Origin of the sequence: Actinomadura parmotrematis (assembly GCF_019458805.1) — a bacterium.
Lineage (GTDB): Bacteria > Actinomycetota > Actinomycetes > Streptosporangiales > Streptosporangiaceae > Spirillospora > Spirillospora parmotrematis.
Map to the genome: position 1 here is coordinate 388,917 of NZ_JAIBOA010000003.1, position 25,400 is coordinate 414,316.

The following is a 25,400-nucleotide window of genomic DNA, read 5'->3' on the forward strand; positions in this document are numbered from 1 at the left end:
CGTCCCGCGTGAGCGGGCGAGGCCGCCGGCGGCCGGTGCGCCGCGCCGACGCCGACGTGTACCTGCGGCTGATGCTGGCGGGGTTCGCGGTGTCGGTGCTCGGCACCCGCGCCTACCTGGCCGCGACCGGCTACCCGCAGGTCGGCGGCGGCGGGCTGCACATCTCGCACGCCCTGTGGGGCGGGCTGCTGCTGTTCGCCGCCGCGCTGCTGCCGCTCGTCCTCGCCGGGCGGCGGGCGTCGGCGCTCGCCGCGGTGCTCACCGGCGTCGGCGCGGGCCTGTTCATCGACGAGGTCGGCAAGCTCATCACCAGCGACTACGACTACTTCTTCCCGGCCGCCGCCCCGATCGTCTACGCCGTGTTCCTGCTCGCCGTCCTCGCCTACGCGCAGGTGCGGTCGCACCGCAGGCGCACGGCGCGCGCCGAGCTGCACCGCGCGTTCGGCGACCTCGGCGCGATGCTGGACGGCGCCCTCGACGCGCACGGCCGCGCCGACCTGGAGCGCCGCCTCGCCAACGCCGCCGCCGACGAGGACGCCCCCGGCCACCTGCGCCGCCTCGCCGCGACCCTCCAGGACTACGTGGACACCGACGTCGAGGCCGCCGAGGCGCCGCCGGGGCGGCTGCGCCGCTGGTCGCACGCCGTCGCGCACTGGGCGGGACGCTTCTTCACCGCCGCCCGGCTGCGCGTCCTGCTCACCCTCGGCACCGGCCTGCTCGGCGCCCTCGCCCTCGCCGACCTCCTCGCCGTCGCCTGGGTCCTGGCGGACTCCTGGGACGGCACGACCGGCACCCTCGCGCACGCCCTCCAGGACCTCGCGGGCATCGACGTGGACGGGCGCGGCGCCGTCATCGTCGTCCTCGTGCGGGGCGCCCTGGACGGCGTCGCCGGGGCGCTGCTGCTCGTCGCGGCGTTCCTGATCGGCACCGGCCGGACGGGGTTCGCGACGGCCCTCGCCGGCTACGCCCTGCTGTTCCTGATCAGCGTGGTGGACCTGCTGGTCTTCTACTCGGCCCAGTTCGCCGCCGCGGCCGCCGCGGCGGCCCAGTTCGTCCTGCTCGCCGGGGTGCGCAGGTACCGGAGGATCGCCGAATGACCGCCGAGATCGTCCAGCGCCGGATCGGCCGCCTGAACGTGCGCGAGACCGGGCCGCCGGACGCGCCGCCCGTCGTCCTCGTGCAGGGCCTCGGCCTGTCCGGCGCCTACCTGGTGCCGCTGGCGCGGCGCCTCGCCGCCGCGCACCGCGTCCTCGTCCCCGACCTGCCGGGCCTCGGCCGGACGCCGCGCCCGCCCCGCCCGATGGGCGTGACCGGGCTCGCGGGGGCGCTCGCCACCTGGCTGGACGCGGCGCGGCTGCACCGCGTCGCGCTCGTCGGGCACTCGATCGGCGCGCAGGTCGCGGCGGTCGTCGCGGCGAACGCGCCCGCCCGCGTGGACCGCCTCGTCCTCGCCGCCCCGAACGGCGACCCGGACGCCCGCGCGCCCTGGCACCAGGCGCTCGACCTGCTCCGCGACGCGCCGCGCGAGGCGCCGTCGCTCGTCCCGCTCGCCGTGGCCGACTACCTGCACGCCGGGCCGTGGCGCATGTGGCGGACGCTGCGGACGTCGGCCCGCCTCGACCTGGCCGGCTACCTGCGCCGGGTGCAGGCCCCGGCGCTGGCCGTGCGCGGCGAGCACGACCCGCTGGTGTCGGAGGAGTGGATTCGGACGATCGCCGGACTGCTCCCGGCGGGCGCCGCGCTCACCGTCCCCGGCGCCCCGCACGGCATCGCCTACACCGCCGCCGCCGACCTGGCGGCCCACCTGATCCCGTTCCTGCGCCAGGATCAGCCGGTGTGCCCGACCTCCTGGACGAGCCAGCCGTTGCCGTCGGGGTCGGTGAAGGACAGGAACGTCTCGTAGTCGCCGCGGCCGGGGGACGCACCGTCCGTCTGGCCGCCGCCCGCGTAGTGGTAGGGGCCGGTGACGTCGACGCCGCGCCCGGCGAGGTCGGCGCGGGCGGCCTCGGCGTCGGTCACGACCAGGTGGACGCCCTGGAGCGTCCCGGCCCGGTCCGGCTGCTCCAGGAGGGTGATGGAGCAGGCCGAGCCGGGCGGGGTGAGCTGCACCAGGCGCAGCGGTTCGCGGATGTCGACGTCGACGGCGAACCCGGCGCGGCCGGCGTAGAAGTCGCGGGAGGCGGTCACGTCGGTGACGGGCACGACGACGAGTTCCAGCTTGTAGTCCATGCTGCTTCGACCTGCGGCGGCGCCGGAACTCATCGCGCCGGGCAAGGGGTCCGCCAATTCCTGGCGATGAGTGGTCCGGGGGGCGGACGGGCGCCGGATGGGCGGGAACAATCCGCGGCACGGGCGCCGCGGCCGTCGGCGCCCGCGTCGACGGACGGGGGCGGGCGATGGGCGTGGGACGCGGCCTGGCGGCGGTGGCCGCCGCGCTGCTGGCGGTGGCCGGGGGGCCGGGGGCGGGCGCGGCGCGCGCCTCGGCGGAGCCGGCGGCGTCCAGCACGGGCGGGCGGGTGCGGATCACCGACATCCCGGCGCTCGGCCAGAACGGCTTCACCGGCCGGGGCGGCGCGGTCGCGGTCGGGGCCGAGGGCGGGGAGCGGCGGGCCGACTTCAACGACCTGACCGAGGGGACGGGCGACTACCTGAGCTTCACCGGCCCGACGGGCGCCGTCTACGGCGAGCCGCTCGGGCCTGTCCGGGAGGCGGTCAGCGATCCGGGCGCGGTCGCGGCCAAGCTCAACCCGAACGGGCGGGCGCTGGTCGTGCTGCCCGAGGTGTACACGCGGGCGCGGTGCGCGCCGCCGGAGGCGCCGCTGACGCGGAACGCCGTCGCCCGCGCGTCCGTCGCGGGCCACCGGGTCGGCGCGGGCACCACCCGCGTCCGGGCGGGCGCGGCCTATCTGGGCCTCGCCCGGGTCGCGCGCGGGGAGCTGAAGGTGCGGCTCGTCCAGGTCAGGCGGACGTCGCCGGGCGCCGCCGAGTCCCGCGTCGAGGTCACCGTCAGCGGCGCCCTCTACGACCGCAAGGGCAAGCGCCTCTACAAGGGCCCCCTCATGAAGCTGACCGCCGCCGACGTCCGCGTCCGCTGCTGACCCTCCGGTCACTGAAAGTTGAGATGCGGCGTGTTGGGCACTTTCGATCGTCGGAGTGCCCAACACGCCGCATCTCGACATTGCGCGACCACCTGGTCATGGGGTCGGCGATCGGGGGCCGGACGGCGTCCTGGCAGGGTGGGGGGATGGAACGGGAGATCCCGCAGGAATGGGAGCGGCGCTGCGCCGCGCTCTGGGACGCCTTCGACGACCACGAGCCGGACGCGTTCCGCGCCGCGATGGCGGGCCTCGCGGGCGAGCTGCCCGCCGGGCACCCCGCCGGGGTGTTCGAGCGGGCGTCCGCCGCCGATGCCACCGACCGCGAGGCGGAGGCCGTCGCCCTCTATCGGGAGGCCCTCGACGCGGGGCTGGACGGGGCGCGGCGCCGCCAGGCCGTCATCCAGCTCGCCAGCACGCTGCGGGCCGTCGGCGACGCCGCGGCCGCCGCCGCCCTGCTGGAGGAGGAGCGGGACCGCTGCTCGGACGCCCTGGACGGCGCCGTCCTCGCGTTCCTCGCGCTCGCCTACAGCGACCTCGGCCGCGAGCGCGAGGCCACCGCGCTCGCGCTCGGCGCCCTCGCCCCGCACCTGCCCGCCTACCGGAAGTCGGTGGCCCGCTACGCCGAGGCCCTCACCCGTCCCTAGCCGAGCAGGCCCCGCAGGGTCGCGCGGGCGGCCTGCCGGGCGGGGGACAGGACGTTGACGCGCGTCCACCGCCACGGCGCGACGACGAGCCCGCGCCAGGCCGGGCGGACGATCGTCACGTACAGCCAGCGCACCGGGACCACCACGAGCACCCGGCCCAGCCAGGCGAGGACGCGCCCCGCCAGCCGCCACACCGCCGCCAGGAAGCGCCCGGCCGGCGCCAGCACGTACCCGTACAGCGCGACGAGCGGCACGACGACGAGCGTCCGGAACAGCCAGGCGGCGCCGCGGCAGGCCGGCCACAGCAGGTACCGCCACGCCAGCTTCGCCGGCAGCACGACCAGCGTGCGCAGCGCCCACACCAGCCCGCGCCACAGGTGGACGAGCGGCTCCACGATCAGGTAGGCGAGCGTCCAGGCGAGGACGCGCCCGGCGAGGCGCCACGCGGCGGCCAGGAACCGGCCGACCGGCGCCAGCACGTACTCGAACAGGTACGCCAGCGGCACGAGCACCAGCACCCGCAGGACCCAGCCGACGGCGCGGCAGACCGGCCACAGCACGTACCGGCCGAGCAGCACGAACGGAATGGCCAGCAGCTTCAGCAGCGCGAGCAGCGCGCGGCCCGTCCAGCCGAGCGCACACCAGAGCGCGACCGCGACCGCGCGGACCGGCGTCCAGATCAGCGTCGTCCACACCCACGCGAGCGCGACGGCCAGCGGGTGCAGCACGTAGCGGCCGAGCAGGCGGCCCGCGAACGCGACGGCCTCCCACGCCAGCCGGAGCGGCAGGATCACGACCAGCGCGAGCGCCCGCAGCGGCGCGACGAGGCAGCCCGCAGCGGCGGGTTGCGGCGGTTCGGGACGGGCCGGGGTGATGCTCACGGTGCTTCTCGTTCCTCGTGCTCGGTGGCGCTGTGCTCGGTGGCGCTCCCCCTGTATGAGTGGCCCCCGGCCCCCCAGGTTCCCGCCGAACCCGACATTCGTGATCACCGGGGCGGTTGAACCCGCTCCCGCGGGCCCCGCGTACTGCTGCTCGATCCGGGAGGGCGGTGCGGCCGCTCCGCCTCGATCGACCGAGCAGCGAGAGAGGACACGAGATGGAATACCGACGCTGGGCGATCCCCGCCGTGGCCGCCCTGACCGCGACCGGGATCACGCTCACCGCCTGCGGCACCGAGAACGGCAGGCAGCGCAACACCGGGGCCGGATCCGCTGTCACCCCGGCCGCCGACCCGTCCGAGCAGCCGACCGCGAGCCCCGACAGCACGCCGGCGACGCTGGAGGTGGCCGCCGTCACCAAGATCGGGAAGGTGGTCACCGACGGCGAGGGCCGCACGCTCTACCGGTTCGACAACGACACCGCCCGGCCGCCCGCCTCCACCTGCGAGGACCAGTGCGCCACGACCTGGCCGCCGGTCTGGGCGTCGACCCAGGACGTGCGGGTGAAGGGCGTCGACAAGAACCTCGTCGGCAAGGTCAAGCGGCCCGACGGCAAGTGGCAGGTCACCCTCGGCGGCTGGCCGCTCTACACCTACGCCAAGGACGAGAGCCCCGGCGACGCGAAGGGGCAGGGCGTCGGCGGCACCTGGTACGCCGCCGCGCCCGACGGCAAGAAGGCCGGCGCGAAGAAGGCCGCCGCGCCCGCGCCCACCCCGACGACGCCGAGCACCGGCCGCTGGGCCGGATGGACCGTCATCAAAGCCCGCCAGGACCCCAAGCTGGGCCTCATCCTCACCGACGCGCGCGGCCGCACGATGTACCGCTTCGACAAGGACAAGGCCAAGCCGCCGACGTCCACCTGCTTCAAGGCGTGCAAGAAGGCGTGGCCGCCGGTCGTCTTCAACGGCTGGAAGCACCTGAAGCTCACCGGTGTGAAGCGCAGCGCGGTGAAGTTCATCGAGCGCACCGACGACGGCAAGTGCCAGCTCACCATCAACGGCTGGCCGATGTACTTCTACGCCAAGGACACGAAGGCGGGCGACACCAAGGGCCAGGGGGTCGGCGGCGTCTGGTTCGCCAGCACCCCCGAGGGCAAGAAGGCCAAGGCCGCCGCCGGCTCGGACGCGGGCGGCTCGGACGCGGGCGGCTCGGACGCGGGCGGCGCGGACGGCGGCTACGGCGGCGGCTACTGACCCCGGCGCCCCCGGCCTCCTCAGGCGCGGGGGCGCCCCCGGCCCCGGGCTCGGTCCGGGCGAAAGCGCGCGGAGCCAGTCCTCGATCATCCCGGCGGCCTCGCGGTAGGCCGTGGCCTCACCCCAGGAGAACTGCACCTCACCGCACGCCCCGCCCCCCGCGTTCCGCACGCCCCCCGCGTTCCGCACGCCCCGCGCATCCCGCGCGTCCCGCACCCCTGCCCCGCGCGTCCCGCGTGCGTGACGCGGGGTGTGCGGGGGTTTTCTTGTTGGAGGCGAGGGTCGTGCGCGGTCGCAAGGCGAGGAGGCGCGCTTGTGTGGGTGTCGCGGCCTGTTGCGGCCATCGGCCGGCGATCGTCGAGGGCGGTGGGGCGGTGGGGAGCGTCCAGAGACGGCGGCGGTCGGGGGCGCGGCGGTGGCTTGCAGGGTGACCGCCTGGTCGTTTGGCGTTGACTTGCGGCGTGTTGCCTGAATGAATCGTTTCAAAGGGGCAACACGCCGCAAGTCAACGAAGGGTGACCGGGTGGTCGTGGAGTGGCGGGGGCTGGGGTTCCCGGCTCCGCCGGGTTGCTTGGCGGGTTTTGGGGAGCGGTGGGGAAACGGTGCGGGGCGTTTCGGGGGTGGGGTGAATGCGTCCTAAACATATCTAGCGTTTCGGGTGTGTTGCGTTTGTTGCACAATGCCGTAATTGGTGCTCGACACGAGGTGTGTCCGGTGCTCGAATGGGGGACGGTCCCGCCACCCCCCACGCGGCCCGCAGAAGTGCCCGCTGCAGGTGGGACCTTCCGGGAGGCCCGATGGAGCGCACGAGGAAGCGGTACCGCGGCCCCGCCCGCCACGCCCGTGGCGCGGTGGCACTGGCCCTGCTGGCGAGCGGCCTGGCCGCGTGCGGCGGCAGCGGGGGGACGCCCACGCTGCGCTGGTACATCAACCCCGACGACGGTGGCCAGGCGAAACTCGCCGCCTCGTGCAGCGCGGCGTCCGGCGGGCGCTACAAGATCGAGACGTCGGTGCTGCCGACGGACGCGACGCAGCAGCGCGAGCAGCTCGTCCGCCGGCTCGCCGCCAAGGACGGCGGCCTCGACATCATGTCGCTGGACCCGGTATTCGTCCCCGAGGCCGCCGACGCCGGATTCCTGCGGCCCTTCCCCGCGTCCGAGGCGGGCCAATTCACCCAGGGCGTCTTTCCGGCGGCCGTGCAGAGCTCGACCTGGAAGGGCCGCCTCGTCGCGGCGCCATTCTGGGCGAACACGCAGATCCTCTGGTACCGCAAATCGGTCGCCCAGAAAGCCGGGGTGAACCCGAACGCACCCGATTTCACCTGGGACAAGATGATCGACGCGGCGCTGCGCACCAACACCACGGTCGGCGTGCAGGGCAACAAGTACGAGGGCTACATGGTGTGGGTGAACGCCCTCGTCGAGTCGGCCGGCGGGCACGTCATGACGCAGGTGGAGAAGGGCTCGGACGCCTCCATTGACATCGACTCCCCGGCCGGCAAGGCCGCGGCGACGATCATCTCGAAGCTGGCGCGGTCGAAGGCGGCGAGCCCGTCGCTGTCGACCGACGACGAGGAGAAGGCCCGCTCGCTGCTGAACGGCTCGCGCGGCGGCTTCATGGTCAACTGGGGCTACATCTGGCGGGCCGAGAACGGCGACGCCAAGGACGGCGTGATCGACAAGTCGATCCCCGGCGACCTCGGCTGGGCGCCCTACCCCGGCGTCAACGCGGGCCAGAAGGGCAAGCCGCCGTTCGGCGGCATCGAGCTCGGCATCGGCAACTTCGGCAAGTACAAGGACACCCTCGCCGTCGACGCCGTCAAGTGCATCACCTCGGCCGAGAACCAGAAGAAGTACATGATCGACTCCGGTAATCCGGCGGCCCGCCCCGAGGTCTTCAGCGACCCCGAGGTCGTCAAGGAGTTCCCGATGGCCGGGCTGATCCGCGACTCGATCGACGCCGCGGCGCCGCGCCCCCTCACGCCGTACTACACCGACGTGTCCGGCGCGATCCAGAGCCGCTGGCACCCCCCGGCGTCGGTGAACCCCGACACGACGCCGCACAAGACGGACGTGTTCATCCACCAGGTCCTGCGCGACCAGGCGCTGCTGTGAGGAGGCGGAACCCATGACCGCTGTGGAGAGCGCGCCCGCGGCACGCGCGAAGGGGCGCCCCGAGATCTCCGACCGGGGCCGCTCCGAGCGGAGGCTCGGGCTGCTGCTGTCGGCGCCCGCCGTCGTCGTCATGCTGCTCGTGACGGCGTACCCGCTGGTCAACGCGGTGTACCTGTCGCTGTTCAGCTACCGGCTCACCGCCCCCGACGACAAGCGCTTCGTCGGGCTCGGCAACTACGCCACCGCCCTCACCGACCCGCTGTTCTGGCAGGACGTCCTCACCACCTTCGCCGTCACCCTCGTCACGGTGGCGATCGAGCTGGTGATCGGGTTCGGGTTCGCGCTGGTGATGCACAAGGTCGTCTTCGGCAAGCGGACGGTGCGCACCGCGATCCTGCTGCCCTACGGCATCGTCACCGTCATCTCGGCGTTCGCCTGGCGGTTCGCGTTCGACCTGGACTCGGGGTTCGTCAACCACTGGTTCGGGCTCGGCGACTACGCCTGGTTCTCCGGCCGCTGGTCGTCGCTGACCGTCATCATCCTGTCGGAGATCTGGAAGACGACGCCGTTCGTGTCGCTGCTGCTGCTCGCCGGCCTCGCCCAGGTGCCCGGCGAGCTGAGCGAGGCCGCGACGGTGGACGGCGCGACCGCCTGGCAGCGGCTCCGCCGGGTCACCATCCCGAACATGAAGGCCGCGATCATGGTGGCGGTGCTGTTCCGCACCCTGGACGCCTGGCGGATCTTCGACAACGTGTTCGTGATGACCAAGGGGCAGCAGAACACCGAGACGCTGTCGTTCCTCACCTACCGGCAGACCATCACCCGGACCGCGATCGGCCTCGGCGACGCCGTCGGCGTGCTGCTGTTCCTGTCGGTGGTGCTGATCGCCGCGGTGTTCATCAAGGGGTTCCGGGTGGACCTGTCGCAGGTCAGGGGTGATCGCTGATGGAGTCGAACCGGTCCCGCGCGACGCTGGTCGCCGTCTCGCTGCTCATCCTGGTCTGGACGGTGTTCCCGGTCCTGTGGATCGTGATGCTGTCGTTCAAGCAGCCCGGCGAGGTCGGCAACTCGCAGAGCTTCCTGCCCGAGCACTGGACCTGGGACAACTACCGGACGGTGTTCAAGACCGACCTGTTCACCTCGGCGCTGATCAACTCGATCGGCATCTCGCTGATCGCGACGCTGATCGGGGTGGTGTTCGCGACGCTGGTCGCCTACGCCATCGCCCGGCTGGAGTTCCCCGGCAAGAAGATCATCCTGTCGTTCGCGCTGGCCATCGCGATGTTCCCGGTGGTCTCGCTGGTCGGCCCGCTGTTCAACCTGTGGCGCGACATCGGCCTCTACGACACCTGGCCGGGCCTCATCATCCCCTACATCTCCTTCGCGCTGCCGCTCGCGATCTGGACGCTGTCGGCGTTCTTCCGCGAGATCCCGTGGGAGATGGAGCAGGCCGCGCAGGTCGACGGCGCGACGCCCTGGCAGGCGTTCCGGCGCGTCATCGTGCCGCTCGCCGCGCCCGGCGTGTTCACCGCGGCGATCCTGACGTTCTTCTTCTGCTGGAACGACTTCGTCTTCGGGATCTCGCTCACCTCGACCGACAGCGCCCGGCCCGTCCCGGCGGCGCTGGCGTTCTTCACCGGCGCCTCGCAGTTCCAGCAGCCCACCACCGCCATCAGCGCGGCGGCCGTGGTGGTCACCGTGCCCGTCATCGTCATCGTCCTGCTGTTCCAGCGCCGCATCGTGGCCGGGCTGACGTCCGGCGCCGTCAAGGGCTAGAGGGAGCGTCCAATGGCCGCCATCACCATGCAGAACATCGTCAAGAAGTACGGCGACGGCTTCCCGGCCGTGAACGACGTCTCGCTGGACGTGCAGGACGGCGAGTTCATGATCCTGGTCGGGCCGTCGGGCTGCGGCAAGTCCACCCTGCTCCGCATGATCGTCGGGCTGGAGGACATCACCTCCGGCGACATGCGGATCGGCGACCGGGTGGTCAACAAGGTCGCGCCGCGCGAGCGCAACCTCGCGATGGTCTTCCAGAACTACGCGCTGTACCCGCACCTCACCGTCTACGAGAACATCGCGTTCCCGCTGCGCCTCGCCAAGGCCGAGAACGAGGAGGTGCGCCGCCGCGTCACCGAGACCGCCGAGCTGCTGGAGCTCACCGAGCACCTGGAGCGCAAGCCCGCGAACCTGTCGGGCGGGCAGCGGCAGCGCGTCGCGATGGGCCGCGCGATCGTCCGCGACGCCGACGCCTTCCTGTTCGACGAGCCCCTGTCGAACCTGGACGCCAAGCTGCGCGGGCAGATGCGCACCGAGATCGCCCGCCTCCAGCGGCGGCTCGGCACCACCACCGTCTACGTCACCCACGACCAGACCGAGGCGATGACGCTCGGCGACCGCGTCGCGGTGCTGCGCAAGGGCGAGCTCCAGCAGGTCGGCAGCCCGCGCGAGCTGTACGAGCAGCCGGTCAACCTGTTCGTCGCCGGGTTCATCGGCTCGCCGTCGATGAACTTCCTGCCCGCCTCGGTCGACGGCACCCACCTGGAGACCCCGATCGGCCGGTTCGACATCCACGACCGGGCCAAGGCGGACGCCGTCGGCGACCGGGAGGTCGTGCTCGTCGGCATCCGCCCCGAGGACTTCGAGGACGCCGCGCTCGTCAGCGAGGAGAAGAAGGCCCGCGGCGCGGTCGTGCGCGTGAAGGTGGACGTCACCGAGTGGCTCGGCAACGAGCAGTACGCCTACGTCCCCTATGAGGCGCCCGCCGACCTCGCCGCGCAGCTGCGCGAGCTGTCCCGCGAGCTCGACAGCGACCAGCTCCGCACGCAGGCCGTCGTCGCGCTCGACGCGTCCAGCCTGGTCGCGGCGGGCGACGAGATCGACCTGTGGATCGACACCGGCCGGCTGCACCTGTTCGACCCGGCGACGGGCGCGAACCTGACCCGCGACGAGGAGCGCGTCGCCGAGCTCGGCCGGCACGCCGAGCGGGCCCGCACCGGGCGGCGCGGCGGCGCGGGGGTGTCCGGCGGCGATCACGGGGCAGGGACCGGTCCGGGATCGACCGCCGAGAACGTGGAGGGCACCGTGGCCGGACCGGAGAAGGACGAGCGCGAGGCGGGGGCGGGCGAGGCGCCGCTCACCGGCGTCGCCGCCGAGGGGGCGGCGCGGGCCGGCGAGCCGCAGCGCGCGCCGGACGCCGAGGCTGCCGAGACCGACGGCGAGCGCGCCGAGGAGGCGCGCGCCGCCGAGGCCTCGGCGGAGGAGCGCCCGGCGCCCCCGCCGCCCGCCGCCGAGTAGGCGGCTCGTTCCGGGCGCGGCGGACCTGCGGGTCCGCCGCGCCCGGCGTCGTTCCACGGCCCGGCGCCGCCGCTCACTGGAAGGGGCGGGCCATCTCGGCGAGGGTGCGCTCCACCACCTCGGCGCGGGTGCGCGCCTGGTCCTCGGTCCACAGGTTCAGGCCGAGCCGGATGCCGGTGAGGAACGCCGCCGCCATGACGCGCGGGCGCGGCGAGTCCGGCGGCGTCCCCTCCCGCTCGGCGATGAGCTCGGCGAGGCGCTGCTCCAGCGCGGCGAAGTGGCCGAGCTGGCGGGCCAGTAGGGACGGGTGGCGGCGCATGAGGAACCCGCGGACCGCCCAGTCGCGGTCCTCGTCGGGGGCCTCCAGGAACGCGCCGTGCACGGCGAGGGTGAGGGCCGTCCAGGCGGGCTCGCGCGCGGGGCGCGCGGCGAAGGCGTCCAGCAGGTCGCGCATGCGCTCGCGGTCGCCGTACAGGACCGCGTCCTCCTTGCCCTCGAAGTAGTTGGAGAAGGTGCGGCGCGAGACGCCCACCGCGTCGGCGATGGCCTCGACCGTGACGCCGTCCAGGCCGTGCTCGGTCGCCAGCCGGACGGCGGCCTCGTGCAGGGCCCGCCGGGTGGCTTCCTTCTTGCGCTCGCGGAGTCCGACCATGATGCCGACCAGCCTACAATATTGCCCGTTGAGAAATTTTTCCCGTTGGGCATAGATGGCGCCGGTCCGGTGTTACGTCTTCCGTCCCGCTCCCACCGCTAGGAGGTCCCGTTGAGCGCACACCCGCAGCGCGGTGCGGCGCCGATGAGCCACCGGCAGACCCTGGAGGCCCTGAGCGGCCTCCTGCTCGCGCTGTTCGTGGCCATGTTGAGCTCCACCGTGGTCTCCACGGCGCTGCCGCAGATCATCGGCTCGCTGCACGGCAGCCAGTCGGCCTATACCTGGGTCGTCACCGCGACCCTGCTCGTCTCCACCGCCACCACCCCGATCTGGGGCAAGCTCGCCGACCTGTACAGCAAGAAGACGCTCGTCCAGGTCGCCATCGTGATCTTCACGCTGGGGTCGCTGGTCTCGGGCCTGGCGCAGAGCACCGGCCAGCTCATCGCCGCCCGCGCCTTCCAGGGCCTCGGCCTCGGCGGGCTGCAGATCCTGGTGCAGATCGCCATCGCCGCGATGATCAGCCCGCGGGACCGCGGCCGCTACTACGGCATCCTCGGCGCCGTCATGGCCGTCGCCACCGTCGGCGGCCCGCTGCTCGGCGGACTCATCGTCGACAGCGCGCTCGGCTGGCGCTGGTGCTTCTTCGTCGGCGTGCCCTTCACCGTCGTGGCGTTCGTCCTCCTGCAGAAGACCCTGAAGCTGCCGACCCTGGCCCGCGAGGTGAAGATCGACTACCTGGGCGCCACGCTCGTCGCGGCCGCCGTCAGCGTGCTGCTCATCTGGGTCACCTTCGTCGACGACAAGTTCGGCTGGATCTCCTGGCAGACCGGCGCCATGGTCGGCGGCACGGTCGTGCTGACCGCGCTCGCGCTCTGGCGCGAGGCGGTGGCCCCCGAGCCGATCATCCCGCTCGGCGTCGTCGCCCGCCGCAACACCGCCCTCGCGATCGTCGCGAGCCTCGCGGTCGGCATGGCGATGTTCGGCGGCGCGGTCTTCCTCGGCCAGTACTTCCAGATCGGCCGCGGCTACAGCCCGACCCACGCCGGGCTGCTGACCATCCCGATGATGGCGGGCGTCCTCATCTGCTCGACCGTCGCGGGCCGGCTGTCCACCGCGACTGGCAAGGTCAAGCCCTACATCGTCACCGGCACGGTCGTGCTCACCGCCGGCTTCGCCGTCCTCGCCACCATCGACCACGCGACCTCGCTGTACCTCGTCGGGTTCGGCATGTTCCTGGTCGGCGCGGGCGTCGGCATGTCGATGCAGAACCTCATGCTGGTCGTGCAGAACTCGGTCCCGCTGAAGGAGATCGGCGCCGCGTCCGGCGTCGTCACCTTCTTCCGCTCGATGGGCGGCACGATGGGCGTGTCCATCCTCGGCGCCGTCCTCGCCAACCGGGTCGCGGGCAGCATCGCCGACGGCCTCGCCAAGCTCGGCGTCCAGCCGGGGCAGAGCTCCGGCGCGGGCAGCAGCCTGGACGTCAAGCACCTGCCCGGCCCCATCCAGGAGATCGTCCGCGCCGCCTACGGGGACGCGACCGGCCACATCTTCCTGATCTCGGCCGCGATCGCGGTGGTCGGCATCGTCGCCGCCGCCTTCCTCAAGCCGGTCATGCTCCGCGACAGCCTCGACCTGCCCGCCGAGCCCGCGGGCACCCCCGCCGGGGAGCCCGCCTCCTCGACGACCGCCTCCTGACCCGACGACCCCCGACGGCGGGGCCGCGCGCCACCCGGCGCGCGGCCCCGCCGTCCGCGCTCGGGGCGCGGGCCGAGTGGCGGGGGTGCCGCGGCCGGTCCCGGGTGATCGGTGTGCCGGCGGCGGCGCGCCGAAACCTGCGCCTCCGCGCAGGCGGTGGCCGGTTCAGGCGACCGGTCGCCCGTCCCGGCGGGCCGTTCCTTCGCGGTATGCAGGACGCATGACCTTTCCGTGGGGTGAGGATCGGGTCGGACTGCACAAGGACGTCGTTCGGGTCGCCGAGCCCGACCCGCTGTGGGCGGAGGTGTTCGCGTGGGCGGCGCGGCGCCTGCGGCCCGCCCTGGACGGGCTCGCCGTCGCCGTCGAGCACGTCGGGTCCACGTCGGTGCCGGGGCTGCCCGCCAAGCCGATCGTGGACATCGCCGTCGGGCTCTCCGGGACCGCCACCGAGGCGGCCGTCGAGGCGGCCCTCGCGCCGCTCGGGTACCGCTACCTCGGCGACGCGGGCGACGATGGCGGCTGGCTGTACGTGCTGGAGACGCGGCCCGCGTTCCGCGTCCTGCACCTGCACGGCGTGCGCTACGGCGACCAGCGGTGGCACGACTACCTGCGGTTCCGCGGCGTCCTGCGGCGGAGCGCCGCCGCCCGGGACGCCTACGAGCACCTCAAGCGGGACCTCGCCGCCCGCCACGCCGCCGACCGGCCCGGCTACACCGCCGCCAAGACCGGCTTCGTCACCCGCTGCGTCAGGGGAGGGTGAGGACGCGGCCGACGCGGGCGGTGCCGCCGACGCGCAGCGGGCCGGTCCGCGCCGTGATGGTGGCGGGCTCGCCCAGGGAGTCGCCCATGTCGACGGTGACGGGCGCGCCGAGGACGGCGGCCAGGCAGGCGGTGCTGTTGGCGTTGGCGATGTCCTCGGGAACGCCGATCGACGGCGCGAACATGCGGGCGGCGGCACGGCCGTCCTCGGGGACGGTGTGGACGTAGCAGCCGAGCAGGCCCGCGCGGTCGCAGGCGTCGCGGAGCCGGTCCGGGTCGGGGGCGAGGGCGGCGAGGGCCCGCCGGTCCGGGACGGGGACGAGCAGGCGCGGGCGCCCCACCGACGCGACGCGGCAGCCCGCCGCGGCGTCCGGGGACGTGACGCCGAGCGCCGCCAGGACGGGACCGGGGTCGGCCGGGCGCCGGACGTCCACGGGGCCGGGGTCGAAGAACGCGCCCCCGGCCCCGGCGCGCCCGGTGAAGGAACGGCCGCCCGCCTGAAGCGGCACCTCGCCGTCACGGGCCAGGAGGGCGAGGGCCGCGACGGTGCCGTGGCCGCAGGCGGGCAGCTCCCCGGCGGACGTGAAGAACCGCAGCGACACCGCCGCGTCCGTGACCGCGACGAACACCGCGTGCGACGTCCCGGCGGCGGCGGGGATCCGGCGCCGCTCGGCGTCGCTCAGCGGCGCGTCGGGCAGGACGGCGGTCGGGCTGCCGCCGCGCCCGTCGCGCAGGCAGGCGTGCACGATCGTGACGGCCGGGCCGTCCGGGACGGGGTCAGAGCCGCTCGGCATAGGCGCTCCGCCGGCCGGGCGCGGGCTCGGCGCCCGGTTCGGCGTCCCGGTCGCGGGCCTCGATCCGCCGCCACGGCGCGGCGATGACATCGGCGGGTTCCATACCCCCGAGGGTCGCATCCGGGTCCGACAGTCAGCCCGTCCCCGTGAGGTCGACGCCGGCGCGGGCGGCGCTGCGGCGGCCGACGCGCATCGCCACGCCCATGCCGACCTTGCGGGCGAGGCGGCTCGGCGGCATCCGGTAGGCGACGCGGGTGTGCGGGGCGTAGCGGACGGGCGGGCCGCCGTCCAGCCAGCCGGTGTGGACGTGCTGCTCCTGGCCGATGATGTAGCGGGTGAAGGAGTGCGCGGTGAGCCCGGCGCGGCGGCCGCCCTCGGGCAGGAGGCCGGGCGCGGCGTCCAGGCGCATCCCGCCCTCGTCGGCGCCGTCCACCCGGACCGGGACGCTGACGGGGAAGCCGTCGCCGCCGACCCAGCCGAGCAGCGCGTCCGGCAGCCGGGCCGCCGACCGGGCGGCGCGCGTGTGGTCGAGGCGGGGCCCGGCGCCCTTGGCGGGCGCGGCCTGCGCGGCGGGCGGCGCGGGCAGCGGCGGCCCGTGCACCTCGGGGGCGCCCGCGCAGCGCAGGTCGGGCCAGACGACGATCCGCTCCACGGCGACCTCGATCAGCATGCGAACGTAGTAGTCGCGCAGCCAGCGCCCCCAGACGGGGCCGGTGGCGCGCGGCAGGTCGAACCGCTCCCAGCCCGCGCCGAGCGTCTCGGGGTAGTCGGCGACCGGCCCGGTCACCGTCGCGGTGCCCTGCACGAGGACGTACTCGGGCCGGTCGGCGTAGCCGTGCGCGCGGGTGTGGAAGGCGAGCGCGACGTGCGGGTCGCGCTTGATCCGCTCCAGCTTCTTCCAGCCGCCGAGGGCGCTGTTGAAGGTGAGGGTGCCGGCGTCGCGGTCGCGCACCCCGAAGTTGGTGACCGGCACCTGCACCACGCCCCTGGCGGGGGTGACGCCCGCCAGCATCACCGCCTGGTCGCTCCCGAAGATCTCGTCCACCCCGTCGGGCCAGGTGACCATGCCCGTTCCCCCTCCGCTCGGCGCCGCCCACCAGAAGGATCACGCACCGGGCCGCTCCCGCGCGCCCCTCGGCCGCACCTGGACACCGCCCGGCCCCGCGCCGCGCCGGGGGACCTGCGGGGACCCGTCGCGGCGATAGGTGCTTAACGGGGCGAAAGGTGCATATGGTGTGGTGATCGTTCCGGGTGCGGCCGGAGCGATCGGCCAGCCAGCGCATCCGGACGGGGATCCCCTTGACCGTCGAGCACCACCCGCCGCCCGTGCCGGCGGCGGACCGTCCGGACGCCGCCCCCGCCCCCCGGGCGTGGCCGCCCTACGCCCTCGCCCTCGGGTTCGCGGTCCTGTACGGGGCGGTGTCGGTGACCCGGTACCTGCGGTACGCGTCGATGTCCTGGGACCTCGGGATCTTCACCGAGGTCGTCCGGTCCTACGCGCGGTTCCAGGTGCCGGTCGCCGACCTGAAGGGGCCGGGCTTCCGCATCCTCGGCGACCACTTCAGCCCCGTCCTCGCGCTGCTCGGCCCGGTCTTCCGGGTCTTCCCGAGCGCGGTGACGCTGCTCGTCGCGCAGGCGCTCCTCGTCGGGGTCTCGGCGGTGCCGGTGACGCGGGCGGCGCGGCGGCTGCTCGGCGCCCGGCCCGGCCTCGCGATCGGCCTCGCCTACGGCGCGTCCTGGGGCCTGCAGAAGGCCGTGGACTTCGACTTCCACGAGATCTGCTTCGCCGTCCCGCTCATCGCGTTCGCGCTGGAGGCGGTGCTCGCCGAGCGGTGGATCCCCGCGCTGCTGTGGGCCGCGCCGCTCGTCACCGTCAAGGAGGACCTCGGCGTGACGGTCGCCGCGATCGCGCTGGTCGTCGCGGTGCGGGCGCGGCGCGCCGGGACGCCGACGGTGGCCGCGGCGGTGGGCGTCGGGCTGTTCGGGGCCGCCGCGTCGGCGCTCACCCTGCTCGTCCTCATCCCGGCGGTGAGCGGCGGCTACGACTACTGGTCGAAGATGGGCGGCGGGGGTGGGGCGGGCCTGCTGGACGGCTGGTCGCAGAAGGTCCGGACGGTCCTCTGGGTGCTGCTCCCCACGTCGGGAATGCTCGCGCTCGGCTCGCCGCTGCTGCTCGTCGCGCTGCCGACGCTCGGCTGGCGGCTGCTGTCGAGCGACCCCAACTACTGGGGCACCGACTGGCACTACAGCGCCGTGCTCATGCCCGTCGTGGCGCTCGCCCTCGTCGACGTGCTCGCCCGCGCCCGGTCCACCCGGCTGTGGGAGGTGCTCCAGCACATGCCCGCCGCGGTGCTCGCGGCGTCCGTCGCGCTCAGCACGACGCTGCCGTTCGGCACGCTGACGCGGGCGGGGACCTGGATCCCCGACGCCGAGGCGCGCGCGGCCGCGCGCGCCCTCGCGACCATCCCCGACGGCGCGACCGTCGAGTCCGACGTCCGTCCCGCCGCCCACCTCGCCCAGCGCTGCACCGTCTACTGGATCGGCGACACCCCCGGCGTGCTGCCCCGCTACCTCGTCTACTTCGGCCCGGACCTGCCCGGATCGGCGATGCTCGACTACGCGACGCGGCTGCACCCGGGGGAGCGCTACGCCGTGCAGGCCGAGGAGGAGGGCTTCTGGGTGCTGCGGCGCCTCTGACGGCAGGTCAAGCGCGGCCCTCCAGACGCTCCAGCAGGATCGGGACGTGCCCGGCCGCCGGATCCTTCACCGACGTCAGCAGCGTCACCCGGCCCGCCGCCGCCTCGGCGCGGAGCCGCTCGACGGCCGGCCCGTCGTCGTCCAGTTCGGCGAGGTAGCGCGCGCGGAACTCGGCGTGCTTCGCCGGGTCGTGCCCGTACCAGCGGCGCAGCTCGGTGGACGGCGCCACGTCCTTCGCCCACTCGTCGAGGGCGGCCTTCTCCTTGGCGATCCCGCGCGGCCAGAGCCGGTCCACCAGGACGCGGAACCCGTCGTCCGGTTCCGGCGCAGCGTAAATCCGGCGCATGCGGAAACCCGCGTTCTCCCCCATACAGGGCGGATACCCGGTCCCGCCGGGGTTAGAACGATCACCAGTGGGCTATCCAGGACGTGACGACGTCTCAGGGGGGACCGCATGGCCACGCTCGCCGACCAACTCGTGCAGGTGCTCAAGCAGGCCGGGGTGCAGCGCATCTACGGCGTTGTGGGCGACAGCCTGAACCCCGTCGTGGACGCGCTCCGCCGGGACGGCACCATCGAGTGGGTCTACGTGCGCAACGAGGAGGCCGGCGCGTTCGCCGCCGCCGCCGAGGCGCAGCTCACCGGACGCCTCGCGGTCTGCGCGGGCTCGTGCGGGCCGGGCAACACCCACCTGGTCAACGGCCTGTACGACGCGCATCGCTCCGGCGCGCCCGTCCTCGCGATCGCCTCGCAGATCCCGAGCGTGCAGCTCGGCACCGGCTACTTCCAGGAGACCCACCCCGAGCGGCTGTTCACCGAGTGCAGCAGCTACTGCGAGCTGATCAGCACGCCGGCGCAGATGCCGCGGGTGCTGCGCACCGCCGTCCAGCACGCCGTCGGCGGCGAGGGCGTCGCGGTGGTGGTGCTGCCCGGCGACGTCGCCGAGGCCGAGGCGGTGCAGCCGGTCGGGCGGCACGACCTGCTGACCGTCAAGGGCGCCGTCCGGCCGCCCGCCGGGCAGGTCGAGGAGCTCGCCAAGGCGCTGAACGCCGCCGAGAAGGTCACTCTGTTCTGCGGCGCGGGCGTCCGCGGCGCGCACGCGGAGGTCATCGAGCTGGCGCACCGGCTGCTCGCGCCGATCGGCCACTCGCTGCGCGGCAAGGAGTGGATCCAGTACGACAACCCCTTCGACGTCGGGATGAGCGGCCTGCTCGGCTACGGCGCCTGCTACGAGGCGATGCACGAGGCCGACCTCGTCGTGCTGCTCGGCACCGACTTCCCCTACGACCCGTTCCTGCCGGGCCGCAACACCATCCAGATCGACCACGACGCGACCCGCCTCGGCCGCCGTACCCCGCTCGACCTCGCCGTCCACGGCGACGTCGGCGAGACGCTGCGGGCGGCGCTGCCGCTCGTGAAGCAGAAGGGCGGCGGGCGGTTCCTCGGCGACATCCTGAAGCGGCACACCAGGTCGCTGGAGAAGGTCGTCGACGCCTACACCCGCAAGATCGAGAAGCACGTGCCGATCCACCCCGAGTACGCCGCCGCGCTGCTCGACGAGCTCGCCGACGACGACGCCGTCTTCACCGTCGACACCGGCATGTGCAACGTGTGGGCCGCCCGCTACCTCACCCCGAACGGCAAGCGGCGCGTCATGGGGTCGTTCGTGCACGGGTCGATGGCGAACGCGCTGCCGCACGCCATCGGCGCGCAGCTCGCCGACCGCCGCCGCCAGGTGGTCTCGATGTCGGGGGACGGCGGCCTCGGCATGCTCATGGGCGAGCTGCTCACCGTGAAGCTGCACGACCTGCCGGTGAAGATCGTGGTGTTCAACAACGCCTCGCTCGGCATGGTGAAGCTGGAGATGCTGGTGGACGGCATGCCCGACTTCGAGACCGACCACGCGGGCGTGGACTTCGCCGCCATCGCCAAGGCCGCCGGGATCGAGTCGGTGCGGGTGGAGAAGCCGAAGCAGGTGCGGTCCGCGCTGGAGAAGGCGTTCGCGCACGACGGCCCGTACCTGGTCGAGCTGGTCACCGACCCGAACGCGCTGTCCATCCCGCCGCACATCACCGCCGACCAGCTCAAGGGCTTCGCCCTCGCGGCCGGGCGGACGGTGCTCACCGGCGGCGTCGGCAAGATGGTCGACCTCGCGCGCAGCAACCTGCGCAACATCCCCCGCCCGTAGGGACGCGGACGGCCCGCGACCGGTCTCCCGGTCGCGGGCCGTCCGCGGGCGTTCAGCGGCGCAGCAGCGCGAGCGTGTCGGCGCGGCGCCGCCAGGCCACGACGGCGAACAGGACGCCCAGGGCGAGGGGGAACGCCGCGCCCGCCACCGAGCCCAGCACGGTGACCTGGACGACGGCCGCGCCGATCATCAGCGCGATCAGCCCGGTGGCCGCCGCACCCGCCAGCCGCGGGACCATCAGGCCGATCGCCCCGGCCGCCTCGAAGAACCCGGTGACGTAGCGCAGCCACTGACCCCAGCCGATCTCGGCGATCACCCGAACGGCGTCGCTCTGCCCCACGAACTTGGGGATCGCCGACCCGATCAGCAGGAACAGCCCCACCAGGATCTGCAACGCCCACAGGACGCGCGTCCCGGCGGAGGTGGAAGAGGTGGCGGCGGGGGTCTGGATCGCGGTCATGATGTTCTCCTTCGCAAGGCGCTCGGTCGTGCTCTCACCCCTGCGTCGAACGCCCCCGCCCCCGATCGACACCGCGCCTGAGAACTTTCCGGATTTCTTTTCCGGCGCCCGGACGTGCGACCGCCCCCGCACCGGGCCGGGTGCGGGGGCGGTGCTGCGTCAGGGCGGCGTCAGGGACGCGGCGCCACGGTGACCGGGCGCGGTCCGGCGAGGTCGCCGGGGCCGGTCGCGGTCAGCGCGTAGGTGTTGATGCCGGCCAGGTTCGGCGACCCGACCGACCAGGTGTCCTTGCCGCCGAGGAACTGCACGGCGATGTACCCGTCGCCGTACGCCTTGGCCTTGCGGCTGAAGCGGCCCTTCTTGTCGGTCTTGGCCCACGCCAGGTGGTACCAGGTCTTCTTGCCCTTGAACCGGAAGATGATCTCGACCTTCTGGCCGGCGTAGGGCGCCGCCTTCTTCTGCTTGGTGCTGGAGTAGCGGTACAGCGCGCCGGTGACGCGCGTGTACTTGTTGCGGCGCAGCTTCTTCGGCGCCGCCTTGATCTTGGACATCTTGGTCGTCCAGCGCCAGAGCTTGCGGACGGGGCTGGTGCCGGGCTGGATGCCGGCGTCGCCCTGGAACCGTGCCCGGTAGAAGGCCGAGCTGTCGGTGGTGAAGGTCGTGTTGAAGCCGTCGTCGCGGACGCTGAGGGTCTTCAGCGCCTTCCAGCCGGACGTGCCGTTCCAGGACCGCTCCAGGACGACCTTGCCGCCGTCCGCGGCGCTGTCGCCGAAGGAGTTCGCGGCGGGCAGCACCCAGCCGCTGAGCTGGACCTTGCCGAACGGGTCCATGGTGCCGTTCAGCACGACGTTGGCCTTCGCCCGCACCTTCACCGTCGCCGAGGCGGTGGTCTGCTCGTACGGCTGGCCCGCGGCGAACGCGGTCGCGCCGTTGAACCAGACGACGGAGCACGTCGGCGTGAACGAGGCGGTGTAGGTGCCGTCGGCGGCGGTCTTCAGCGCGACGACCGGGGACGGCTGCCCGCAGTAGGACTGCGACATCTCGATCTTCAGCGGCGCGCCCGCCAGGTCGCGCGCGCCGGTGGACGACCGCCACTGGAGGCGGCCGCTGACGACGGCCTTCTGCCCCTGGTCGTAGCGGGCCTTGTCGGTGGCGAGGGTGAAGTCGACGGGCGCCGGGGTGACGCCGATGTAGGAGCTGCCGCCGCCCGCGTACCGGTCGTCGGTCTCGTCGGTGGCGACGAACACGTCGCCGGCGAAGCCGTGCGAGTCGTAGGCGGCGGTGAAGCCGCCCGTCTCGTCGGTGGTGGCGTCGGCGACGGTGCTGCCGGCGGGGCCGCGCAGGTGCACGGCGGTGCCGGCGACGGGGTGCGCGTCGTCGCCCGCGGTGACGCGGCCGGTCAGGACGGAGGTCAGGTGCTCGGCGTCGAGCACGGCCGGGGCCGACGACAGCGCGATGGTCACCGCGGCCTTCGGGTCCGCCGCGGCCGGGGCGGACAGGAGGGGGAGCGCGAGCACGGCCGTCAGGCCGAGCGCGAGGGAACGCTTCACGTATCACCTTCGGAGAGGCGGGCGCGACCGGTGGGGCGCCCGCGGGGAGAGGGCATGACAATACCGGTCAGAACGGTGATGATCCATCCCTTACCGGCAGGCCGGGCGCGGCGGCGGGACGGACCGCTCGCGCAGCTCCATCGCCCGCAGGACGGCCTCGATGCCGAAGCGGGCCTCGGGGTCGCCGAGGCGGTCGCCGAGGGCCTGCTCGATGCGGCGCATGCGGTAGCGGACGGTCTGCGGGTGGATGTGCAGGTGGCGGGCGATCTCGGCGGCGGTGCCGCGGGTGACGAGCCAGGTCCGCAGCGTCTCGGTGATGCGGTCCTGCTGGCCGGGGGTCATCGCGTCCAGGACGTCGAGGAACCGCCCGGCGACCTGGTCCAGCAGCGGCCGGTCGCCCATCAGCCAGAGCGTGACCAGGTGGTCCTCGCAGCGGATCACCGCGCCGCCGTCGAGGACGCCCTCGGCGGCGAGGGCGAGCGCCTGGCGCGCCCAGCGGAGCGCGTCGCCGGTGCGGCCGGGCGGGACGGGCGGCCCGGCGGCGAGCCGGCGGCCCGGGAAGGCGGCCTCCAGCATCGCGGCGCGGGCGGTGTCGAGCGGTCCGGGCAGCATCAGCGCCGGCTCGGGGTGCTCCAGGTCGGCGAGGACGTCGCCGTCGAGGGCGCCGCGCAGGCTGCGCGCGCCCGGCCGGAGCGCGACGACGGTGACGGTGGACGGCATCGGCCAGCCCGCCGCGGCCGCGAGGTCCAGCAGCGCGGGCCCGGGGACGGCCGCCGGGTCGAGCAGGGTGCGCAGCAGGCGGCGGCGCCGCTCCTCCAGCGCCGCGCCGGGGTGGGCGCGCGCCTCCAGGTAGCCGTCCAGCGACTGGGCGGCGAGCTCGTCCAGGTAGACGAACAGGGCGTCGGCGAGCCGCGACATGATCGACGAGGAGATGTCGTAGCGCGGCGCGACCCGCATGATGCGCCGCCAGGCGACCTGCCCGCCGATCCGGTAGGCGGCCTGAAGGCAGTCCATGCTGCGGCCCTCGCGGGCCTCGTACTGGCCGAGGCGGCGGGGCCCGTCGTTCGGCGCGGCGGCGTCGCCGCCCGCGACGCGGTCCACGAACGCGGCGAGGTTCTGCTGGACGGCGGCGCGCAGCACCTGCCCGTACGGGCCGTCCAGCGGCCGGGCGTACTCGGGCACCGCGCGGCGGATCTCGGCGATGATCTCGTCGCTCAGGCTGGGCAGCTCGGGCCGCATGAGCTGCGCCAGCCGGCGGGGCAGCGGCGCCGACGGCTCGGTGAGCGGGCCGGCGTCGAGGGCTGAAGTCATGTCGGTGCACCTCCTCCACCGCCGTCCCGCCCGCCGGGGAGGACGCCGGCGGGCGGAGCGGGGCGGCTCCGCGCCTCCGGCCCGGCGGGCGGGCGGGGGGTAGCGCGCGGACCACGCCGGGGGGTGGGACGCGCGTTCGAACCGAACCCCTGCGCGCCGTGCCTGACGTGATCCAGGACACCGCGACGGTAACCGCGGAACGGGCCGCCGGTCCGTACGTGCGAGGCACAAACCGGAGGCGCCCGCTGCTCACCCGCTGACAATCGGAACGGCATTCCCGGAAACCATGCACCCGGGTGAGCGAACGGCGCCCCGGAATTCGTCGGCGATGCAGAAAACCGCCCGGACGGGCGCCGCGTCCGGGCGCGCGGTTTCCTCCCCGATTGGCCTCCGTTGATAGTCGCCCGCGCCGCCGACGCTCACTACTGATGAAATTTTCCGGGCCCCGGAAGAATGTATGGACTTGCCTTCCGGCGCCGGATAGCTTGCGCCTTCGTAGCCCCCGAACGATGCGGCAGAAATGATCGCGGGCCAGGTCGAACGGCGGAGGACCAGCGGGTATCTGGTGTTCCGCGTCCCGGCTCCGGCGAAATCGGCTGCCCTTCGACATCGCCGTACACGCATTTCCCACCCCATCCTCGGCCGCCCGACGGAGGTGAATGGCGGTCCCGAGGGCCGGCGAGATGCTCCGGTCTCCATCGCTTACGTGAGAGGTAACACGTGAACGTGAAAAGCAAGTCCGCAAAGGTCCGCCTGGCGCTCGCCGGCACCGCCGCCGCCGGTCTGGTGACCGGGTTCGTCGGGGTGGCGGGCGTGGGCCCCGCGTCCGCCGACCCGGTGTCGCTGTCGCTGAAGTACACCTGCGTCTTCCCGCTGATCGGCGAGCAGACCGTCACCGCGGCCATCAAGTCCGACATCCCGAAGTCGGTGCCGGTCAACACCCCCATCCCCAAGATCGTCATCGACGTGACCTCGACGCAGAACGAGGACACCTGGTCGGGCCTGAACCTGGTCGGCGCCTCCACCCTGGAGGGCACCGCCACGGCGAACTCGACGGTCATCGCGCCGCAGGGCAACGTCGCCGTCAAGGTGCCGGTCGTCCTCGACAAGACGACGCTGCCGGTCAGCGACACCCCCGTGCCGTTCGACATGCACGGCTCGGGCCAGGCCCCGGCGATCCGGTTCTCCAAGGCCGGCCACGCCAAGATCACCGTCGGGGACCTGAAGCTCAACATCACCCCGCGCGACAGCACCGGCGCCGAGGTCGAGATCCCCGACCCGAGCGCCGACATCCACAACGTCGCGTGCACGCTCCTGCCGGGGCAGAACACCAGCCTCGCCGAGTTCGACATCACCGACGGCGGCACCACGCCGACGCCGACGCCGACCGACACCCCGACCCCCACGCCCACCCCCACGCCGACGGACACGCCGACGCCGACCCCGACGCCGACCGACACCGGTGGCGGCGGCACCGTGAAGTACGGCTACACCCTCAAGGGCTCGACGTTCGTCAAGGCCCCGAACGGCACCGCGCCGCTGAACGGGTCGATCGACGCGAACCTGAAGCTGTCCACCGGCGAGTTCACCGCCGACCTGGCGCTGGACCCGACCAAGGGCGACTTCCAGATCCTCGGGTTCCTGCCGGTCCAGGCCGGGATCCAGCTCGTGCCGCAGGGCAAGACGACCGGCAAGCTCGACCCGTCCACCAAGATCCTCACGACGCACTCGCAGGTGATCACCAAGCTGCCGAGCTTCACCCTGTTCGGGATCCCGCTCGGCGGCGGCGACCAGTGCCAGACGGCGACGCCGTCGGACATCACGCTGACCTCGACCGGCGTGTTCGCGCCGACCAAGGGCGGCGACATCAAGGGCACCTACGACCTGTCCGAGATCAAGGACTGCAACATCCTGACGCCGATCCTCAGCGCGTTCACCGCGGGCAAGGGCAACACCATCACCGCGACCCTCACCCCCAAGAAGTAACCCCCACCCTCCGCCGGCCCCGGG

The 25,400-nt window shown here is 73.8% G+C and carries 23 protein-coding genes; 14 read left to right on the forward strand and 9 right to left on the reverse strand.

Features of this window, described 5'->3' with window-relative positions:
- The first annotated feature begins 8 nt into the window (after positions 1-8).
- Complete coding sequence (locus K1Y72_RS06935; RefSeq protein WP_220164339.1) at positions 9-1,097, forward strand: hypothetical protein; 1,089 nt, start codon at positions 9-11, stop codon at positions 1,095-1,097.
- Positions 1,094-1,903 (forward strand): alpha/beta fold hydrolase, encoded by an 810-nt coding sequence (locus K1Y72_RS06940; protein ID WP_220164341.1) that lies wholly within the window; start codon positions 1,094-1,096, stop codon positions 1,901-1,903. Before K1Y72_RS06935 ends, K1Y72_RS06940 begins: the two co-directional genes overlap by 4 nt.
- Here the strand turns inward: K1Y72_RS06940 and K1Y72_RS06945 are convergent.
- The gene (locus K1Y72_RS06945; protein ID WP_220164343.1) at positions 1,828-2,229 is read right to left on the reverse strand and encodes a VOC family protein; all 402 of its coding nucleotides are present in this window, start codon (positions 2,227-2,229) and stop codon (positions 1,828-1,830) included. The genes K1Y72_RS06940 and K1Y72_RS06945 overlap by 76 nt on opposite strands.
- Positions 2,230-2,396: 167 nt before the next feature.
- On the opposite strand from K1Y72_RS06945, the gene K1Y72_RS06950 reads away from it, so the two are divergent.
- Positions 2,397-3,098: a hypothetical protein gene (locus tag K1Y72_RS06950; RefSeq protein ID WP_220164345.1), complete on the forward strand. Its 702-nt coding sequence runs from the start codon at positions 2,397-2,399 to the stop codon at positions 3,096-3,098.
- A gap of 146 nt (positions 3,099-3,244) precedes the next feature.
- On the forward strand, positions 3,245-3,742 hold the full coding sequence (locus K1Y72_RS06955; RefSeq protein WP_220164347.1) for a tetratricopeptide repeat protein: 498 nt from the start codon (positions 3,245-3,247) through the stop codon (positions 3,740-3,742).
- On the opposite strand, the gene K1Y72_RS06960 is transcribed toward K1Y72_RS06955, so the two are convergent.
- Positions 3,739-4,623 (reverse strand): hypothetical protein, encoded by an 885-nt coding sequence (locus tag K1Y72_RS06960; RefSeq protein WP_220164349.1) that lies wholly within the window; start codon positions 4,621-4,623, stop codon positions 3,739-3,741. The genes K1Y72_RS06955 and K1Y72_RS06960 overlap by 4 nt on opposite strands.
- 215 nt (positions 4,624-4,838) lie before the next feature.
- Between K1Y72_RS06960 and K1Y72_RS06965 the strand changes: the two genes are divergently transcribed.
- The 5 genes from K1Y72_RS06965 to K1Y72_RS06985 all read left to right on the forward strand — a co-directional run bounded on the left by K1Y72_RS06965 (position 4,839) and on the right by K1Y72_RS06985 (position 11,284).
- Positions 4,839-5,873, forward strand: coding sequence for a hypothetical protein (locus K1Y72_RS06965; RefSeq protein ID WP_220164351.1), 1,035 nt, complete (start codon positions 4,839-4,841; stop codon positions 5,871-5,873).
- 797 nt (positions 5,874-6,670) lie between these two features.
- Entirely contained in the window at positions 6,671-7,987 is a 1,317-nt protein-coding gene (locus tag K1Y72_RS06970) for an extracellular solute-binding protein (RefSeq protein ID WP_220164353.1), read from the forward strand.
- A gap of 13 nt (positions 7,988-8,000) precedes the next feature.
- On the forward strand, positions 8,001-8,933 hold the full coding sequence (locus K1Y72_RS06975) for a carbohydrate ABC transporter permease (RefSeq protein WP_220164355.1): 933 nt from the start codon (positions 8,001-8,003) through the stop codon (positions 8,931-8,933).
- Positions 8,933-9,763 (forward strand): carbohydrate ABC transporter permease, encoded by an 831-nt coding sequence (locus tag K1Y72_RS06980; protein WP_220164357.1) that lies wholly within the window; start codon positions 8,933-8,935, stop codon positions 9,761-9,763. Before K1Y72_RS06975 ends, K1Y72_RS06980 begins: the two co-directional genes overlap by 1 nt.
- A gap of 12 nt (positions 9,764-9,775) precedes the next feature.
- On the forward strand, positions 9,776-11,284 hold the full coding sequence (locus K1Y72_RS06985; RefSeq protein ID WP_220164358.1) for an ABC transporter ATP-binding protein: 1,509 nt from the start codon (positions 9,776-9,778) through the stop codon (positions 11,282-11,284).
- 73 nt (positions 11,285-11,357) lie between these two features.
- On the opposite strand, the gene K1Y72_RS06990 is transcribed toward K1Y72_RS06985, so the two are convergent.
- Positions 11,358-11,936, reverse strand: coding sequence for a TetR/AcrR family transcriptional regulator (locus K1Y72_RS06990; protein WP_220164361.1), 579 nt, complete (start codon positions 11,934-11,936; stop codon positions 11,358-11,360).
- 111 nt (positions 11,937-12,047) lie between these two features.
- On the opposite strand from K1Y72_RS06990, the gene K1Y72_RS06995 reads away from it, so the two are divergent.
- Entirely contained in the window at positions 12,048-13,631 is a 1,584-nt protein-coding gene (locus tag K1Y72_RS06995; protein ID WP_504739482.1) for an MFS transporter, read from the forward strand.
- Positions 13,632-13,851: 220 nt separating this feature from the next.
- On the forward strand, positions 13,852-14,391 hold the full coding sequence (locus K1Y72_RS07000) for a GrpB family protein (protein ID WP_220164362.1): 540 nt from the start codon (positions 13,852-13,854) through the stop codon (positions 14,389-14,391).
- Here the strand turns inward: K1Y72_RS07000 and K1Y72_RS07005 are convergent.
- Both K1Y72_RS07005 and K1Y72_RS07010 read right to left on the reverse strand, forming a co-directional pair.
- A complete protein-coding gene (locus K1Y72_RS07005) occupies positions 14,378-15,184 on the reverse strand; it encodes a PhzF family phenazine biosynthesis protein (protein WP_220164364.1) in 807 nt (268 codons plus the stop codon). The two genes, K1Y72_RS07000 and K1Y72_RS07005, sit on opposite strands and share 14 nt — an antisense overlap.
- Before the next feature lie 133 nt (positions 15,185-15,317).
- Positions 15,318-16,250, reverse strand: a complete 933-nt coding sequence (locus K1Y72_RS07010) for a pyridoxamine 5'-phosphate oxidase family protein (protein ID WP_220164367.1) — start codon at positions 16,248-16,250, stop codon at positions 15,318-15,320.
- A gap of 233 nt (positions 16,251-16,483) precedes the next feature.
- On the opposite strand from K1Y72_RS07010, the gene K1Y72_RS07015 reads away from it, so the two are divergent.
- On the forward strand, positions 16,484-17,881 hold the full coding sequence (locus tag K1Y72_RS07015; RefSeq protein WP_220164369.1) for a DUF2079 domain-containing protein: 1,398 nt from the start codon (positions 16,484-16,486) through the stop codon (positions 17,879-17,881).
- A gap of 7 nt (positions 17,882-17,888) precedes the next feature.
- Here the strand turns inward: K1Y72_RS07015 and K1Y72_RS07020 are convergent, their stop codons facing one another.
- A complete protein-coding gene (locus K1Y72_RS07020) occupies positions 17,889-18,227 on the reverse strand; it encodes a DUF488 domain-containing protein (RefSeq protein ID WP_258572001.1) in 339 nt (112 codons plus the stop codon).
- A gap of 108 nt (positions 18,228-18,335) precedes the next feature.
- On the opposite strand from K1Y72_RS07020, the gene K1Y72_RS07025 reads away from it, so the two are divergent.
- Entirely contained in the window at positions 18,336-20,069 is a 1,734-nt protein-coding gene (locus K1Y72_RS07025; protein WP_220164373.1) for a pyruvate dehydrogenase, read from the forward strand.
- 52 nt (positions 20,070-20,121) lie between these two features.
- Here K1Y72_RS07025 and K1Y72_RS07030 read toward each other — a convergent pair whose 3' ends face one another.
- From K1Y72_RS07030 to K1Y72_RS07040, 3 genes are all read right to left on the reverse strand, one after another.
- Positions 20,122-20,529 (reverse strand): DoxX family protein, encoded by a 408-nt coding sequence (locus K1Y72_RS07030; protein WP_220164375.1) that lies wholly within the window; start codon positions 20,527-20,529, stop codon positions 20,122-20,124.
- Between the two features lie 170 nt (positions 20,530-20,699).
- A complete protein-coding gene (locus K1Y72_RS07035; RefSeq protein ID WP_220164377.1) occupies positions 20,700-22,079 on the reverse strand; it encodes a carboxypeptidase-like regulatory domain-containing protein in 1,380 nt (459 codons plus the stop codon).
- Between the two features lie 90 nt (positions 22,080-22,169).
- Positions 22,170-23,390 (reverse strand): PucR family transcriptional regulator, encoded by a 1,221-nt coding sequence (locus K1Y72_RS07040; RefSeq protein WP_220164379.1) that lies wholly within the window; start codon positions 23,388-23,390, stop codon positions 22,170-22,172.
- A gap of 726 nt (positions 23,391-24,116) precedes the next feature.
- Between K1Y72_RS07040 and K1Y72_RS07045 the strand changes: the two genes are divergently transcribed.
- Positions 24,117-25,376 carry a DUF6801 domain-containing protein gene (locus tag K1Y72_RS07045; RefSeq protein ID WP_308286937.1) on the forward strand — a complete coding sequence of 420 codons (1,260 nt, stop codon included), beginning with the start codon at positions 24,117-24,119 and terminating at the stop codon, positions 25,374-25,376.
- The last annotated feature ends 24 nt before the right edge of the window (positions 25,377-25,400 follow it).